Below are 14906 nucleotides of genomic sequence, written 5' to 3'. Positions count from 1 at the left end.
TTACACCCTCCAGGCCACCGCCTACCGCTGACCTGCCGTGCTGCCTGCCGCGGGCCGTCGCCTTGACGCCCGCGCCAGGCACTCGGGCCCCGGCGGCTCAGGCCACTGTGACGTCGAGGAAGATGGGCTTCTTGGCGGCCAGGAGCGGGGCGCCGTGCGCGTCGGTCATCTTCCAGAAGATCTTGCAGCGGCCCGGGGAGTCGGAGGCGCGGACGCGTACCGTGATGTCGATCGACTCGCCCGGCACCACCGGGCCGATCCCCACCCGCTTCGGGGCCTTGCACGGGGTGTCGTTCATGCGGGTGAGGTAGCGGTCCTGCCAGGGGACGTTGCCCGAGTTGCGGATCCGCCACGTCTTGTCGAACGACTCGCCCGGCCGCACCACGGAGCCGTCCGGGTAGGTCACGTCCTTCTCGAAGACCGAGTCGTCGTAGGGGGTGGCCGGCTGTGTGGGGTGGGTGGCGGGCCCGGCGTCCGTGTCGTCCCCGATGTTCGGGAGGATCCAGCCGATCAGGATGGCACCCGCGCCCAGCACGGCACAGGCCCCGGCCAGGACGGCGTTCCGGCGGGTACGCCAGCGGGATCGGTGCGCACCCGCCGCGGCGGCTTCTCCCTCTCCTGCGCCCGCTCCGTTGCCTGTGCCTGCCGTGCCGTCTGTGCCTCCGGTCCCGCCGCCTGCTGCGCCGCCCGCGGCGCTGGCACCTGCCGTGCTGCCCGCGCCCGCTGTGCTGCCCGCGCCCGTTGTGCTGTCGGCGCCCGCTGTGCTGCTCGCGGGGTGGGTGTTGGGTGGGGTGCCCGGCGCCTGCTCGGCCGGTGCGTTGCTTGAGGGCTCCTCCTCTGGGGTGTCTGCGGGGTGCTGGCCCGCAGTTCCCGCGGCGTCGGCAGCGGGCTCAACGGTCGCAGCGCCGGTGGTGGTGCGGGAGGCCTGCTCCCAGTGGGTGCGCCACTCGTGTCTTGCCTCGTCGGCGTTCTGGCCCAGGCGGTCGACGGCCAGGACGCGGACGAACTCCCAGGTCGTCTCCCAGCTTGGCAGTGTGTTGCCGCGGGCGGCGGCGGCCAGGGAGGACTTGGAGGCGGCGGCGCCGAGGCGGGCGGACATGTCGGCGAAGGACGGGTCGCCCGCGCGTTCCTTGAGCTCCCACAGCCGGTGGGCGAAGAGGGCGACGGGGCCGGAGGCCGGGTCGGGGCGGACGGGGCGGCGGCCGCGCCGCGCCCCCGTGTTCTCGTCCTGCGATCCGGGCGACTCCGCCATCCCACCTCTGCTTCGGTCGGCCGCACCGTGCGACGCTGTCCGCCGCACCCCACCAAGACCCAAGGAGGTTACCAAAGCCGCCTCAGGCGCGAACAATGCGTCACCAGGATGGCACGCTTGCCAGGCCGTGGCCGCAGGGCCGCGTCATCCGGTCTGGAAGACGGTCGATGGGGCGGTCGATGTGCCGGATCCTGCTGGTGGCTGGTGGCTGGTGGCTGGTGGCTGGTGGCCGGTCGATGTGTCGGTGGGTGGGTGCTGGGCGGATCACCGTTGCGGTGACCAAGGTGGGTGTCCGGTGGTCCGCCCAGTGGCGTTCACACCATCGTGCTGGCGGGACCGGTGAGCAGGGTGACGCCCTTGCCGGCGAAGTTCGCCAGGTCGGCGACCGCCGCCTTGCCCTCCTCGCTCGCCGCGGCGGCCTCGAACGCCCGCTGGTCGTCGAACGTCAGGACGGCGACCAGGTGGTACGGGGGCTGCTCGCCGCCGGTGGGGGCGGGCCGCATGGTGGTGTAGGAGCGCACGCCCGGCATGCGGGCGGCGATGGGGGCGTGCGTCTCGTCGTAGTGCTTGTCGAACGCCTCGGCGCTGTCCGGCTGGTTGTAGAGCACGATGAGCTGGTAAGCCATGGTCGCCTCCGGAGGCAGGCGGACGGGGATGTGCCTTCGATGAAACCTCCGTCGCGGCCTCGGCGATAGGGGCGGCGGCCGGGCCGTTCGCGTTCTACGGTGAACGCGGGGAGACGTTTCCGGGAGGGCGCATGGATCCGATCGTGCTGGCGGCGGGCACCGCCGTGGTGGCCGCGATGGCCACCGACGCCTGGCAGGGGGCTCGCGACGGCGTGGTGGCGCTGTGGCGGCGGGCCCGTCCCGCCGAGGTCGAGGCCGTCGGGGCGGAGCTGGAGAGCGTACGCGGCCAGGTGCTGGAGGCCCGGGCGGACGGCGACGACGACACCGAGCGGGCGCTGGCCGGGGCGTGGCAGATCAGGTTGCAGGCCCTGCTGCGCGCGGACCCGGCGCTGGCCGTGGAGATCCAGCGGGTGCTGGACGAGGTGCTGCGGCCCGCGCTGGCCCCGGCCGGGCAGCCCGGCCCCGGCTCCGTGGTGATGGAGGCGAAGGCGAGCGGGCACGGCCGGATCTACCAGGCGGGCCGGGATCAGCACATCACCGAGCGCTGATGGAGTTGCGGTCCAGCGTGAGCGGCTCGTCGCCGCTCTGCTCGCCGGACGGCATCTCCAGGTCGTCGAAGTCGACGACCTCGTCGGCCGGCGGCGGCGCGATCGCGACCATGGTGCCGTATCCGGAGTAACGCGTGTCGACCAGCGGGTGGTAGGAGTCCTTGATCTTGTTGCCGTCCTTGTCGTAGCCGACGCTCGTGTACTGGTACTCCGTGACGAGGCGGATCGGCAGCCAGTTCCGGTCGAGGAAGAGGCGGTAGGAGACCTTGGAGAACTCCACGAACATGAGCTCGCTCTTCTTGTACAGCTCCTTGCTGGTCACGACGCCGCGGTACTCGCCGCCCTTGCGGACGGTGGCCTTGGCGAGCAGCAGGCGCAGGGTCCTGGGGTCGAAGACGTCGATCACCTGGTCGGCCCGCTGGTGCGCCTGCCCCCAGAACGAGTTCTTGCCGTTGAACAGGATCCACTTCTTGCCCTCGGGCAGGGGCCCCCACCAGAAGCCGCGCACGTAGGTGGTGCGGCCGGCCTCGATCTCCTGCAACTCGTCGTCTAACTCGGGGGAGGGCGGATACTTCGAGGTGAGATCGGCGCCCACGACCCCGTGCCTGCCGAACGCGATCGTGCCGGTGGTCCTGGTCGGGGCCGTCCGCGCGTCCCCGGGGAGCTTGCTGCGGCTGGTCTCGGAGACCAGCACGCCGCGGCCCTGCACGAACTGCGCGCGCAGGCTCTTGACCGGGTCGGCCGGGGCGGAGGCGGCGTGCGCCTGACCGCCGGTGAGCGCGGCGGCGGCCAGGCTCGCGGCGAGCAGCGTGGCCGTGAGTCGTCTGATCATGGAGATTCCTCTGCTGTTGTCGGGACGCAGGAGAATCCTCGCGGCAGGCGATCACGGATGAGTATCGGCGCGGCGGCTAGCCGAGCCGGCCGGGCACGACGAGGACGGCCCAGGCGGCCAGGGGCCCCACGAGGACGATCACGCCGCCGTAGGCCAGCAGCCGGCGGTAGAAGCCGTCACGGTGCATGCCCCTGACGTTGGCCACCAGCAGCGCGCCGGTGGTGGAGAACGGGCTGACGTCCACGATCGCCGACGACACCGACAGCGCCGCGATCATCGCGACCGGCCCGAGCGGGCCTGCGACAGCAGCGGTACGGCCAGCGGCACCAGCGCGCCGAGGATGCCCACGGTCGAGGCGAACGCGGACACGACGCCGCCCACGTAGCAGATGAGCAGCGCCACGAGCAGCGGGATGCCGATCGCGGCCACGGCCGTCAGCAGGGCCGAGACGGCGAAGACGGTGAGGGGGATCGCGGCCAGCCGGCCCCGTATGAGGTGCACGGCGGCGCGGACGAGCCAGTCCACGGTCCCGTTGCTGGTGGCGATCGCGAACAGCAGCGTCACCCCGACGAGGATCACGAACAGGCTGCCGGGGAACGCGTCGAGGATGGCGTCGGTGTCCATGCCGGCGGCGAGGGTGCCGACGAGGAAGGCGCCGAGGAGGGCCAGGGCTCCGAGGTTCACGGGGAAGATCGTGGCGACGACGAACATGGCGATGAGGGCGAGGATGGACAGGAGCTCTGCGGACACTGCGTACTCCGATCTCCCCCGAGGCGTTATGGCAGGCCGGCCGCCCAGTGGATCAGCTCGACCGGGTGGCGGGCGGCGCGGCCGGCACCGTGGGCGATCTGCTGGCGGCAGGAGACCCCCGTCGCTGACCATCGCGGCGCTGGCCGACCGCATGTGCACGCACCTGCTGGAGCGGCGCCCGCGCCGCGCCCGCCGCCGCCCGTCCGTGGTGCGCGCGCTCCAGAGGAAGGGAGCCCGCCGTGAACAGCATCGCCGTGGCGTTCGCGCACGGCGTCGAGATCGACGCCCCCGGCTTCGCCGCGCGCCCGGCCGCGATGCTGCGCGCCGCGTTCGCCCGCGCGGCCGGCATGAGCCGCACCGACGCCGACGACGCCCTGATCGTCGAGGCGGTCACCTGGGCGCCGCACATCGAGCAGCGGCAGCGCGAGCTGTTCGCCAGGATGTACTCCGAGGAGGGGGCGAGGACCTTCTTCGACGGGCAGCTGGAACGGCTGGTCAAGCGGCTCGACGCCGGGCGGGCGGGTGCGCTGGTCCCGCTGGCCGGCTGGCTGCTCCTGCCCTTCCTGCCCGGGATACCCGGGCTGCGCGGCCTGCGGGGGTCGCGAGGGCTGCGCTACCCGGGGGCGCGCTGGCTGTTGCTGCACTTCGGCGGCGACATCATCGCCTACGACCGGCAGCGCAACGAGGCCAACTACGTCGCCGCGCACGAGAGCCTGGCCAGGGCCCTGGCGCGGCTGGCCGAGAAGGCGGGCGACGCGGCGCCGCTGTGCGTGCTGGCGCACTCGTTCGGCAGCGTGCTGGTCAGCGACTACGTCTACGACCAGCAGGAGACGCTGCGCGGCCGCAAGCTCGTGCCCGACCGGGTACGGGCCGCCATGGGCACCTCGGCGCTGGCCAGAGGCGAGACGCTGGCCTGGCTCTACACCATGGGGAGCCCGCTCGCGCTGTGGAGCCTGCGTTACCCCGACGCCACGCTCGACAGGCCGCTCGACTTCCCCGGCCCGGACATCGCCGGCCGCAGGACCGCCCTGCAGAGCGAATGGGTGAACTTCCACGACCCCGACGACGTGGCCGCCTACCCGCTGCGGCCGCTCGGGCCCGCCTACGAGCAGCAGGTGACCATGGACGGGGCGATCGAGGTGCGGGGGCCGTGGCCGCCGTTCCAGACGCCGCTGGTGCACCCGTTCTACTGGACCGACGGCACGCTGATGGAGGCCGTCGGCCGGTCACTGGCCAAAGGCTGGCGGCACCTCAACCCGTAGTGGTGGCGGTCGGGCCGGGCGACGCGGTGCCCTGGTTCGTCACCTGCGGCGGAGGCGGCGAGGTGACCGGGGCGGCCGGCGTCGGCGAGCCCGCCGGCGCGGACGGCAGGTTCGAGAAGTGGCCGGTGCGCGTCATGACGGGCACCATCAGGCGCACCGGCTTGGCGTCGCGGAAGGTGAACGTCATCGGCACCGTGCTGCCGCGCACCCCCGTGGCCGTGCCGATCGGCTTGTTGCCGGTGCCCACGGCCTGGTCGGGCGGCAGCGTGAGCGGCTGCCCGGCCAGCTGCACGGTGCCGCCGCCGTCCATCGTGACCCGTTCGAGCTGGTGGGCCTGCTGACCGTCGTTGACGATCACCCCGAACAGCGCCTGCTGCGGCGGCGGCGAGGCCGAGTCGGTGCCTCCCAGGAGGAAGACATTGCGCAGGCTCAGGCCGCCCTCCACGTTCGCGTTGGCGCCGTCGTTCTGCGGGACCCTGTTGGCCTCGTCGAAGCCGGCGTTCATGCAGCCGCTGGCCGACAGCGCGACGACCACCACGGCGGCGGCGATGGGACGCATCACGATAGCCCTCCTCCCGGACCGGTAGTCGTTCCCGTACCCGCGAACACCGCCCCGAACCAGGGCCACCCCCTGCTCACCCCGCTCGGGCGACCTCAGGGGCGGATCACCGGGCGAGCAGGTCCCGCAGCGCCTTGACCACCTCCGCCGGAGCCTCCTCCGCCATGAAGTGCCCGCACGTCACCGTCCGGTGCTCCAGGTCCTGCGCCCAGGCCCGCCACCTCCCGGCCGCGTCGAACCCGAGCGCCGAGCCCCAGTCCTGCTGCAGCACCGTCACGGGCATGGTCAGCTTGTTGCCCGCCCGCCGGTCGGCCTCGTCGTGCTCGACGTCGACCGTGGCCGTGGCCCGGTAGTCGGCCACGATCGACGGGATCGCCTCGCGGGACGCCTTCAGGTAGGCGGCCCGGACGTCGGCCGGGATCGCATTCGGGTCGTTCGCCCAGAGGTCCAGGAAGTAGCCGAAGAACGCGTCCGCCGCGCCCGCGATCATGGCCTCGGGCAGGCCCGGCGGCTGCGCCATCAGGTACAGGTGGAACCCGACGGCGGCCGACCGCCCCTGCATGACCTCCCACGAGTCCAGCGTCGGCAGCACGTCCAGGGAGGCCAGGTGCGTGATGGCGTCCGGGTGGTCGAGGCCCGCCCGGACGGCGACCAGCGCGCCCCGGTCGTGGCCCGCCAGCGCGAACCGCTCGTGCCCCAGCGCCCTGGCCAGCGCCACCACGTCGGCGGCCATCGTGCGCTTGGAGTAGGTGAGGCCGTCGGGGTCGGCGGGCTTGTCGCTGTCGCCGTACCCGCGCAGGTCGGGGCAGATGACCGTGTGGTCGGCGGCCAGGTCGGCGGCGACGTGCCGCCACATGAGGTGCGTCTGCGGGAACCCGTGCAGCAGCACGACGGGGCTGCCCGAGCCGCCGACGGCCACGTTGAGCGCCACGCCGTCGGCCACGGTGATGCGGCGGCGGGTGAATCCGGTGATCTGGGGTGTCATGTGCTCGGCTCTCCTGCCGTTTCGGTCCGTTGTCTCATGGGGGGCGCCTCGAAGCCTGCCGTCCGCCAATCAGCACCTGGTCAGCGGCCGCTCAGCCCACCTCGCACCGGCGGATAGGTTGGGAGGCGAGATGGTGACATTCGGTGTGCTGGGCCCGCTGACGGCCGAGAACGAGCGCGGCCCGGTACGCCTCAAGGGCCCGCGCCACCGCTCCGTCCTGGCCAGGCTGCTGGTCGCCAGGGGCCGCGTCGTACCGGTGTCGTGGCTGATCGGCGACCTGTGGGAGGACCCGCAGGAAGGCGCGCTCGGCGCGGTGCAGACGTTCGTCGGCGAGCTCAGGAAGGCGCTGGAGCCCGGCCGGCCGCCCCGCACCCCCTCCCGCCTCCTCGTCACCTCCCCGCCCGGCTACGCGCTGCGCGCCGAGCCGGAGGCGGTGGACGCCTGGCGCTTCGAGTCCGCGGTCACGGAAGCCTCCCGCCTGCTGGCCGGCGGCGCCGCCGCACAGGCCCACGCCCTGCTCGACACCGCGCTCGGGCTCTGGAGGGGGCCCGCCTACGCCGAGTTCGCCGAGCTGGACTGGGCGCGCGGCGAGGCCGCCCGCCTCGACGAGCTGCGCCTGCTCGCCGTCGAGCGCCGCGCCGAGGCCGCCCTCGCCCAGGGGGCCGCCGCCGAGTCCGTACCCGACCTGGAGGCGCACGTCGCCGGGCATCCGCTGCGCGAGGACGGGTGGCGGCTGCTGGCGCTCGCCCTCTACCGGGCGGGGCGGCAAGGGGACGCGCTGGGGCAGCTGCGGCGGGCCAGGCAGGTGCTGCGGCGCGAGCTGGGGGTGGACCCGGGGGAGGGGCTGCGCCGCCTCGAATCCGACATCCTCGCCCAAGCACCCCACCTCACCGCGCCGGCCGCCCTGCCGGCGGGTGAGGGTGCCGCTGAGCTCGCCGGAACGGCGGGAGCGGCGTTCGGCGGGGAGGGCGTGGAGCATCCGTTCGTCGGGCGGGGCGCGGAGCTGGCCGAGCTGGAAGGCGTCGCGGCGGCCGTCACGGCGGCGGGGCGGGCGCGGCTCGTGCTGGTGTCCGGCGCGGCGGGCGCGGGCAAGACGGCCCTGGCCAGGACGCTGGCCGGACGCTTGCAGGCCGCGGGCTGGACCACTGCCTGGGGTGCCAGCCCCGAGCTGCAGGGCGTTCCCGCCGCCTGGCCCTGGACCCAGATGCAGGAGCACCTCACGGCCGCCGGTCTCGGGCCCGTCGGCGGGCCGCCGGACGGGGCCGGGCAGGCGGGCGCGGCCGGGAAGGCGGATGCGGCCGGGAAGGCGGATGCGGCCGGGAAGGCGGGCGCGGTTGTCCCGGAGGCTGCGCCGCTCGCCGCGCGCTTCGAGCGGCATCGTGCCATCGCCGCGCACCTGGCGGGCGTCGCCGGGCGGGCCCCGCTCCTCCTGGTCTTCGACGACCTGCACTGGGCGGACGAGGAGACGCTGGCCCTGCTGACGACGCTGGCCACCGACCTCGGCCAGGCACCCGTGCTGATCGTCGGCACGTACCGATCGACCGAGATCTCCGCCGGGCTGGCCGACGCGCTGGGGAGGGCCGCGCGGGCCGAGCCGGCCCGCGTCTACCTGGGCGGCCTCACCGAGCCCCAGGTGCGCGAGCTGGTCCAGGCCATCACCGGCCGCACGCCGGACGACCGTGACGCCCGGACGATCCACACCCGGAGCGGCGGCAACCCGTTCTTCGTCAGGGAGCTCGTCCGCCTGTGGGAGAGCGAGGGCGACGCGGCCCTGCACACGACCGTTCCCGCCGGGGTCCGCGACGTCATCCGGCACCGCCTCGCGGGCCTTCCCGAAGCGGCGCGCACCCACCTCCGGCAGGCCGCCCTGCTCGGCCAGGAGGTCGATCTCGACGTGCTGGTGCCGCTGGCGGGCGACGAGGACCAGGTGCTGGAGTCCGTGGAGTCCGCGCTGCTCGCGGGCTTCCTGGTGGAGCGGGACGCCGACCGGTTGCGGTTCGCGCACGCGCTGGTGCACGAGACGCTGTACGACGAGGTGACGCGGGCCCGCCGCGTCCGGTGGCACGCCAGGGCCGCCGAGATCGTCGAACGGGTCCGTCCCGGCGACGTGGAGACCATCGCCCACCACTGCGTGCGGGCGGAGGGACGAGCGGGGGCCGGGCGGACCGCGCACTACACGCGGCTGGCGGCCCGGCGTGCGGAGGCCAGGCCGGCACCGCACGAGGCGGCCCGCATGTGGCGCGCCACCCTCGCGGCCCTGGACCAGGCGACCGGTCGCGCCGGCGCGGCCGGTTCCGGTGGCGCGACGGGCACTGACGGTGCGGACGGTCCTGGCGGCGGGACCGCGCTGGTCGGCGCGACCGGCGCCGGTGGGGCGGCCGGGCGGCTGGAGGCCGTCATGGGGCTGGTCAGGGCGCTGGCGGTGATCGGGGAGCTGCACGAGTCGCGGCGGTACCGGGCCGAGGCGGTCGACGCGGCGGAGGCGCTCGGCGATCCGGTGGTCACGGCCGGGGTGATCGGCTCGTTCGACGTGCCCGCCATCTGGACCGCCAGCGACGACCCCGCCCTGTCGGCCCGCTTGGCCGCCGCCGCCGAACGCACGCTGGCCGCCCTGCCTCCCGAGAGGTACGACGCCGAGCGCGCCCGGCTGCTGATCACCATCGCCATGGAGCGCCGCGCCGACCCGGGCACGCGCGGTGCCGAGGCGGCGGCCGAGGCCGAGGGGACCGCCCGCCGCCTGGGCGATCGCACCCTGCTGGCCTACGCGCTCAACGGCCGCTACATGCAGACCTTCCACCGGGCGGGGCTGGCGCCGGAGCGGGCCGCGATCGGGGAGGAGCTGGTCCGGCTGGCCGCCGGCCGGGACGGGCTGGCGACGTTCGAGGTGCTGGGGCACCTGATCCTGGTGCAGTCCATGGCGGCGCTGGCGGACCTGGAGGCCGCCGACCGGCACGCCGCCGCGGCGGACAGGCTGGCGGAGCGGCACGACCTTCCGCTGGTGGGGGTGTTCACCACCTGGTACGCCGCGCTTCGCCGCGCCGTCACGGCCGGCGACGCCGGGGCGAGGGAGGCGGCAAGGTCGGCGTACCGCACGGCGGCGGCCCGGCTCAGCGGCACGGGGATGCCCGGCGTCGAGGAGGGCATCCTTCCGCTCGCCCTGCTGTGCCTGGATCTGGACCTGGACGGCGCGGGCGTGGAGGGGCTGGGGCCGTACGAGAAGTGGGGCAGGCCGCTGGTGCTGCTCGCGGAGGGGCGGCGGGAGGAGGCGGCGTCAGCCGCCCGAATGATCCCCGAATCGCCGCGCGACCTGCTGTTCGAGGCGAGGACCTGCCTGCACGCCGAGACGGCGCTCCGGCTGGGGGACCGGGAGGCGATGGAGCGCCTCTACGACCGGTTGCTCCCGGCGGAGGGGGAGCTGGCGGGCGCGGGCAGCGGGCTGGTCACGCTGGGGCCGGTCGCGCTGTACCTCGGCCGGCTGGCCGCCGCCCTGGGACGGCACGAGCGCGCGGCGGCGCATCTTCGCCGGGCGGAGGCGCTGGCCGGGAGCGCGGGAGCGGCGCACTGGGCCGAGGCCGCCCGCCGGTGCCGCGAAGCCCTGCCGGTAGTCTTCATGGCACCGCCCCCCTCGATGGATCCGAAAGTTTCGGGAAAATTGTCGCCCAAACGGCCCTGAATGAGGCCGTGACAAGGACGGACCGGCCGTCGGCCGATTCTGCAACTTAGCAGGTTGGCGGCACTCTTGACACGATTCAACAGGCCCCTTATGTTGCCGCAATATTAAACGGATCTGCTTGAAAGTTTCGGCGTCACCCCCGCGTAACACCCCCCGCTCTCCCGCGGACGGCGCCGTCATGGCCGAAGGGATGGCATGAGGGGCCAGGAACCAATCGACACGAGCTCGGCGTCCGGCGAGAGCGAGCCATGGCGCGACACCCGGCTGTCGCCCGCCGAGCGGGCCGACGCGCTCATCCCGCTCATGACTCTCGAGGAGAAGGTCGCCCAGCTCGTCGGGGTGTGGGTCGGCGCGGACGCGTCGGGGGGCGGCGTCGCCCCGCACCAGACGGACATGGGCAGCGGCCCCGAGTGGGCGGACGCCATCCGGCTGGGGCTGGGCCAGCTCACCCGCCCGTTCGGGACGGCGCCGGTCGATCCCGTCGCGGGGGCGCGCTCGCTGGCCGCCTCCCAGGCGGAGATCGTCAGGGCGAGCCGGTTCGGGATCCCGGCGCAGGTGCACGAGGAGTGCCTGACGGGGTTCGCGGCGTGGCGGGCGACGGTGTACCCGGCGCCGCTGAGCTGGGGCGCCTCCTTCGACCCTGAGCTGATCGAGGAGGTGGCGGCCCGGATCGGCCACTCGATGCGCCGCGCGGGCATCCACCAGGGCCTGGCCCCGGTGGTGGACGTGACCAGGGACTACCGCTGGGGGCGTACCGAGGAGACGATCGGCGAGGACCCGTACCTGGTGGGGACGCTCGGCGCCGCGTACGTGCGCGGTCTGGAGGGCGCGGGCGTGGTGGCCACGCTCAAGCACTTCGCCGGCTACTCCAACTCGCGCGGCGGCCGTAACCTGGCGCCGGTCGCGATGGGCCCGCGGGAGCTGGCGGACGTGCTGCTGCCGCCGTTCGAGATGGCGTTGCGCCTGGGTGGCGCCCGCTCGGTCATGAACTCCTACGCCGAGATCGACGGCATGCCGGTCGCGGCGGACGAGAGCATCCTGACGGGCCTGCTGCGCGACGAGTGGGGCTTCGAGGGGACCGTGGTGGCCGACTACTTCTCGGTCCGGTTCCTGGAGCGGCTGCACAAGGTGGCGGCGGACGGCGGGCAGGCGGCCGGGCTGGCGCTGAAGGCCGGGATCGACGTCGAGCTGCCGACGGTGGACACGTTCGGCGCGCCGCTGGTCGAGGCGGTCAAGGCCGGGTCGGTGGACGAGGCGCTGATCGACCGCGCGCTGCGCCGCGTGCTGGTGCAGAAGGCCGAGCAGGGCCTGCTCGACGAGGGCTGGCAGCCGCTGCCCGGCCCGGCCGAGGACGTGCGGCTCGACGACGAGGAGAGCCAGGAGCTGGCCCTGCGGCTGGCCCGCGAGGCGGTCGTGCTGCTGCGCAACGACGACGCCGTGCTGCCGCTGCGGCCGGGCGCGAAGGTGGCGCTGATCGGCCCCGTCGCCGACGACCCGATGGCGATGCTGGGCTGCTACGCCTTCCCCAACCACGTGGGCCCGCACCCGGAGCAGGGGCTCGGGCTGGACCTGCCGACGCTGCGCGAGTCGCTGGCCGCGCTGGTGCCCGATCTGTCCTACGCGCAGGGCTGCACGATCACCGGCGCCGGCACCGACGGGTTCGCCGAGGCGACGGAGCTGGCGGCCGGGAGCGACGTGGTCGTGCTGGCCGTCGGCGACCGGGCCGGCCTGTTCGGGCGGGGCACGTCCGGCGAGGGTTGCGACGCCACCGACCTGCGCCTGCCGGGCGTGCAGGCCGAGCTGGTGCGGGCGGTGCTCGCGACCGGCACCCCGGTGGTGCTGGTGCTGCTGGCGGGCCGCCCGTACGCGCTGGGCGACGAGGTCGCCGCGGCCAAGGCGGTGCTGTTCGGCTTCTTCCCCGGCCAGCGGGGCGGCCAGGCGCTGGCCGAGGTGCTGACCGGCGCGGTGAACCCGACGGGCCGCCTGCCGGTCTCCGTGCCGCGGGACGCGGGCGGCCTGCCGGCGACGTACCTGGCGCCGCCGCTGGGCCGCCGCTCGGAGGTGTCGTCGGTGGACCCGACGCCCGCGTACCCGTTCGGGCACGGCCTGAGCTACACCACGTACGAGTGGAGCGGGGCCGCGGCGAGCGGCGCCGAGTGGGCGGTGGACGGCGAGGTGACCGTCGGGGTGACGGTCCGCAACACCGGCGAGCGCGCGGGCGCGGAGGTCGTGCAGCTCTACCTGCACGACCCGGTCGCGCAGACGACGCGGCCGGTGGTGCGCCTGATCGGCTACGCCCGCGTCCCGCTGGAGGCGGGCGAGTCGGCGCGGGTCACGTTCACCGTCCCCGCGGATCTGACGTCGTTCACCGGGGCGCGCGGCCGCCGCGTCGTCGAGCCGGGCGAGGTCGAGCTGCGGCTCGGCCGCTCGTGCGCGGACGCCGTGGCCACGCTGCCGCTGCGCCTGACCGGCCCGGAGCGCGAGGTCGGCCACGGCCGGCGGCTCACGGCGCCGGCGCACATCGACCGCAACTCTCCGGAGGGCCGAGGATGAGCACATCCGAGACGCTGACTGTCGGCACCGCCCGCGAGCCCGAGGCGGAGCCGGCGCCGAGGAGGCACCGGCGCAAGGGCGGCAGCACGTGGGGTCGCGCGCTGCGCCGCGACTGGCAGCTCTACTCGCTGGCGGTCCTGCCGCTGCTGTTCTTCGTGATCTTCCGGTACCTGCCGATGCTGGGCAACGTCATCGCGTTCAGGAAGTTCGAGCCGGGCGGCAGCATCTTCGGCGAGGAGTGGGTGGGCCTGCGCTACGTGAAGATGTTCCTGAACGACCCCACGTTCTGGAACGTCTTCACCAACACGCTGATCCTCGGCGCGCTGACCCTGATCTTCTGCTTCCCGCTGCCGATCGTGCTGGCGCTGCTGCTCAACGAGGTGCGCCGGCGCGCGCTGAAGCGGTTCCTGCAGTCGGTGTCGTACCTGCCGCACTTCCTGTCGGTCGTGATCGTGGCCGGTCTCGTCATGCAGATGACGGCGGTGGACGGGCCGATCAACGCGCTGCTCAGCTACCTGGGCAGCGAGAAGATCTCGTTCATGCAGGACCCGGACTGGTTCCGGGCGATCTACGTCAGCTCCGAGGTCTGGCAGACGGTCGGGTGGGGCACGATCCTGTACCTGGCGGCGCTGACCACCATCGACGACCAGCTCTACGAGGCGGCCAGGATGGACGGCGCGAGCCGGTGGCGGCAGGTCTGGCACGTGACGCTGCCGGGCATCCGGCCGACGGCGGTGACGCTGCTGATCCTCAACATCGGCACGTTCATGGCGGTGGGCTTCGAGAAGGTCTTCCTGCTGTACAACCCGCTGACGTACCCGACCGCCGACGTGATCTCCACGTACCTGTACCGGATGGGCCTGGAGGCGAGCAACTTCAGCTACGCCGCGGCCATCGGCCTGTTCGAGGCGGTGGTCGGCCTGGTGCTGATCCTCTCGGCCAATGTGATCTCCCGCCGCACAGTTGGGACGAGCCTGTGGTGACAACGCACGACATGACCCGCGGCTACCGCGTCTTCCAGTGGTTCAACGGGGTGATCCTGACGCTGGTCGTGGTGGTGACGCTCTACCCGTTCGTCAACATCCTGGCCCGCTCGTTCAGCTCCCAGACGGCCATCAGCTCCGGCGAGGTGAACCTCATTCCCAAGGGGTTCAACCTGACGACGTACAAGATCGTCGCGTCGGACCCGATGTTCTGGACGAACTACCGCAACACGGTCGTCTACACGGTGGTCGCGACCTTCATCGCGATGGTGATGACGACGTGTTACGCGTACGTGCTGTCGAAGAAGCACCTCAAGGGCCGCAAGGTCCTCGTCGGTGTCGCGGTGTTCACGATGTTCTTCTCCGGCGGCCTGATCCCGAACTACGTGCTGATCACCGGCCTCGGCCTGAAGAACTCGATCTGGGCCATCGTGCTGCCCAACGCCATCAGCGTGTTCAACCTCCTGGTCATGAAGGCGTTCTTCGAGAGCCTGCCGCAGGACCTGGAGGAGGCGGCCGCGATCGACGGCCTGAACACCTACGGCATCCTGTGGAAGATCGTGCTGCCGCTGTCGAAGGCGGTCATCGCCACGATGATCCTGTTCTACGCGGTCTCGTTCTGGAACTCGTGGTTCGCGGCGTTCCTCTACATGGACCGCTCGGAGCTGTTCCCGGTGACGGTCTACCTGCGCAACCTCATCGCCGGGGCCACCGGCGCCGACTCCTTCGGCGCGGCGGCGGCGGAAGTGACGCAGGTGGGGGCCAACATCCAGGCGGTGACGATCGTGCTCACCGTCCTGCCGATCCTGGTCGTCTACCCGTTCGTCCAGCGGTACTTCGTCTCCGGCGTCATGCTCGGCGCGGTCAAGGGCTGACCCTCCCG

At 73.4% G+C, this 14906-nt stretch carries 13 protein-coding genes; 6 read left to right on the top strand and 7 right to left on the bottom strand.

Annotated features, from left to right (window positions below):
* Positions 1 to 97: 97 nt before the first annotated feature.
* Complete coding sequence (locus tag HCN51_RS55525) at positions 98 to 1252, bottom strand: NBR1-Ig-like domain-containing protein (protein ID WP_168021846.1); 1155 nt, start codon at positions 1250 to 1252, stop codon at positions 98 to 100.
* A 314-nt stretch (positions 1253 to 1566) separates the two neighbouring features.
* Positions 1567 to 1878: an EthD family reductase gene (locus HCN51_RS55520; RefSeq protein ID WP_168021845.1), complete on the bottom strand. Its 312-nt coding sequence runs from the start codon at positions 1876 to 1878 to the stop codon at positions 1567 to 1569.
* A gap of 131 nt (positions 1879 to 2009) precedes the next feature.
* On the opposite strand from HCN51_RS55520, the gene HCN51_RS55515 reads away from it, so the two are divergent.
* Positions 2010 to 2426 carry a hypothetical protein gene (locus HCN51_RS55515; RefSeq protein ID WP_168021844.1) on the top strand — a complete coding sequence of 139 codons (417 nt, stop codon included), beginning with the start codon at positions 2010 to 2012 and terminating at the stop codon, positions 2424 to 2426.
* Here HCN51_RS55515 and HCN51_RS55510 read toward each other — a convergent pair.
* The 3 genes from HCN51_RS55510 to HCN51_RS60920 form a co-directional block, all read right to left on the bottom strand.
* Positions 2413 to 3258, bottom strand: a complete 846-nt coding sequence (locus tag HCN51_RS55510) for a hypothetical protein (RefSeq protein WP_168021843.1) — start codon at positions 3256 to 3258, stop codon at positions 2413 to 2415. The genes HCN51_RS55515 and HCN51_RS55510 overlap by 14 nt on opposite strands.
* A gap of 76 nt (positions 3259 to 3334) precedes the next feature.
* On the bottom strand, positions 3335 to 3535 hold the full coding sequence (locus HCN51_RS60925; protein WP_240974245.1) for a hypothetical protein: 201 nt from the start codon (positions 3533 to 3535) through the stop codon (positions 3335 to 3337).
* Positions 3532 to 4008, bottom strand: a complete 477-nt coding sequence (locus HCN51_RS60920; protein WP_346434173.1) for a transporter permease — start codon at positions 4006 to 4008, stop codon at positions 3532 to 3534. Before HCN51_RS60920 ends, HCN51_RS60925 begins: the two co-directional genes overlap by 4 nt.
* Positions 4009 to 4247: 239 nt before the next feature.
* On the opposite strand from HCN51_RS60920, the gene HCN51_RS55500 reads away from it, so the two are divergent.
* Positions 4248 to 5270, top strand: coding sequence for a hypothetical protein (locus HCN51_RS55500; RefSeq protein WP_168021842.1), 1023 nt, complete (start codon positions 4248 to 4250; stop codon positions 5268 to 5270).
* Here HCN51_RS55500 and HCN51_RS55495 read toward each other — a convergent pair.
* Positions 5260 to 5832, bottom strand: a complete 573-nt coding sequence (locus HCN51_RS55495; protein WP_155128280.1) for a copper chaperone PCu(A)C — start codon at positions 5830 to 5832, stop codon at positions 5260 to 5262. The genes HCN51_RS55500 and HCN51_RS55495 overlap by 11 nt on opposite strands.
* A gap of 103 nt (positions 5833 to 5935) precedes the next feature.
* On the bottom strand, positions 5936 to 6814 hold the full coding sequence (locus tag HCN51_RS55490) for an alpha/beta fold hydrolase (protein WP_168021841.1): 879 nt from the start codon (positions 6812 to 6814) through the stop codon (positions 5936 to 5938).
* 130 nt (positions 6815 to 6944) lie between these two features.
* Between HCN51_RS55490 and HCN51_RS55485 the strand changes: the two genes are divergently transcribed.
* From HCN51_RS55485 to HCN51_RS55470, 4 genes are all read left to right on the top strand, one after another.
* Complete coding sequence (locus HCN51_RS55485) at positions 6945 to 10487, top strand: ATP-binding protein (RefSeq protein WP_168021840.1); 3543 nt, start codon at positions 6945 to 6947, stop codon at positions 10485 to 10487.
* Between the two features lie 195 nt (positions 10488 to 10682).
* Positions 10683 to 13040 (top strand): beta-xylosidase/alpha-l-arabinosidase, encoded by a 2358-nt coding sequence (locus HCN51_RS55480; RefSeq protein WP_168021839.1) that lies wholly within the window; start codon positions 10683 to 10685, stop codon positions 13038 to 13040.
* On the top strand, positions 13037 to 14023 hold the full coding sequence (locus HCN51_RS55475; protein WP_168021838.1) for an ABC transporter permease: 987 nt from the start codon (positions 13037 to 13039) through the stop codon (positions 14021 to 14023). Before HCN51_RS55480 ends, HCN51_RS55475 begins: the two co-directional genes overlap by 4 nt.
* The gene (locus HCN51_RS55470) at positions 14020 to 14898 is read left to right on the top strand and encodes a carbohydrate ABC transporter permease (RefSeq protein ID WP_346434172.1); all 879 of its coding nucleotides are present in this window, start codon (positions 14020 to 14022) and stop codon (positions 14896 to 14898) included. The genes HCN51_RS55475 and HCN51_RS55470 overlap by 4 nt, the downstream gene beginning before the upstream one ends.
* The last annotated feature ends 8 nt before the right edge of the window (positions 14899 to 14906 follow it).

Origin of the sequence: Nonomuraea composti, assembly GCF_012034275.1 — a bacterium.
Classification (GTDB): Bacteria; Actinomycetota; Actinomycetes; order Streptosporangiales; family Streptosporangiaceae; genus Nonomuraea; species Nonomuraea composti.
Note: the sequence above shows the minus strand (reverse complement) of the source record. Positions and strands in the feature narration are given on the sequence as shown.

What these genes read in the sequence shown, in the direction of transcription:
- HCN51_RS55525 (WP_168021846.1), bottom strand. Translation starts at nt 1,252, where the DNA reads ATGGCGGAGTCGCCCGGATCGCAGGACGAGAACACGGGGGCGCGGCGC.
- HCN51_RS55520 (WP_168021845.1), bottom strand. Translation starts at nt 1,878, where the DNA reads ATGGCTTACCAGCTCATCGTGCTCTACAACCAGCCGGACAGCGCCGAG.
- HCN51_RS55515 (WP_168021844.1), top strand. Translation starts at nt 2,010, where the DNA reads ATGGATCCGATCGTGCTGGCGGCGGGCACCGCCGTGGTGGCCGCGATG.
- HCN51_RS55510 (WP_168021843.1), bottom strand. Translation starts at nt 3,258, where the DNA reads ATGATCAGACGACTCACGGCCACGCTGCTCGCCGCGAGCCTGGCCGCC.
- HCN51_RS60925 (WP_240974245.1), bottom strand. Translation starts at nt 3,535, where the DNA reads ATGATCGCGGCGCTGTCGGTGTCGTCGGCGATCGTGGACGTCAGCCCG.
- HCN51_RS55490 (WP_168021841.1), bottom strand. Translation starts at nt 6,814, where the DNA reads ATGACACCCCAGATCACCGGATTCACCCGCCGCCGCATCACCGTGGCC.
- HCN51_RS55485 (WP_168021840.1), top strand. Translation starts at nt 6,945, where the DNA reads ATGGTGACATTCGGTGTGCTGGGCCCGCTGACGGCCGAGAACGAGCGC.
- HCN51_RS55480 (WP_168021839.1), top strand. Translation starts at nt 10,683, where the DNA reads ATGAGGGGCCAGGAACCAATCGACACGAGCTCGGCGTCCGGCGAGAGC.
- HCN51_RS55475 (WP_168021838.1), top strand. Translation starts at nt 13,037, where the DNA reads ATGAGCACATCCGAGACGCTGACTGTCGGCACCGCCCGCGAGCCCGAG.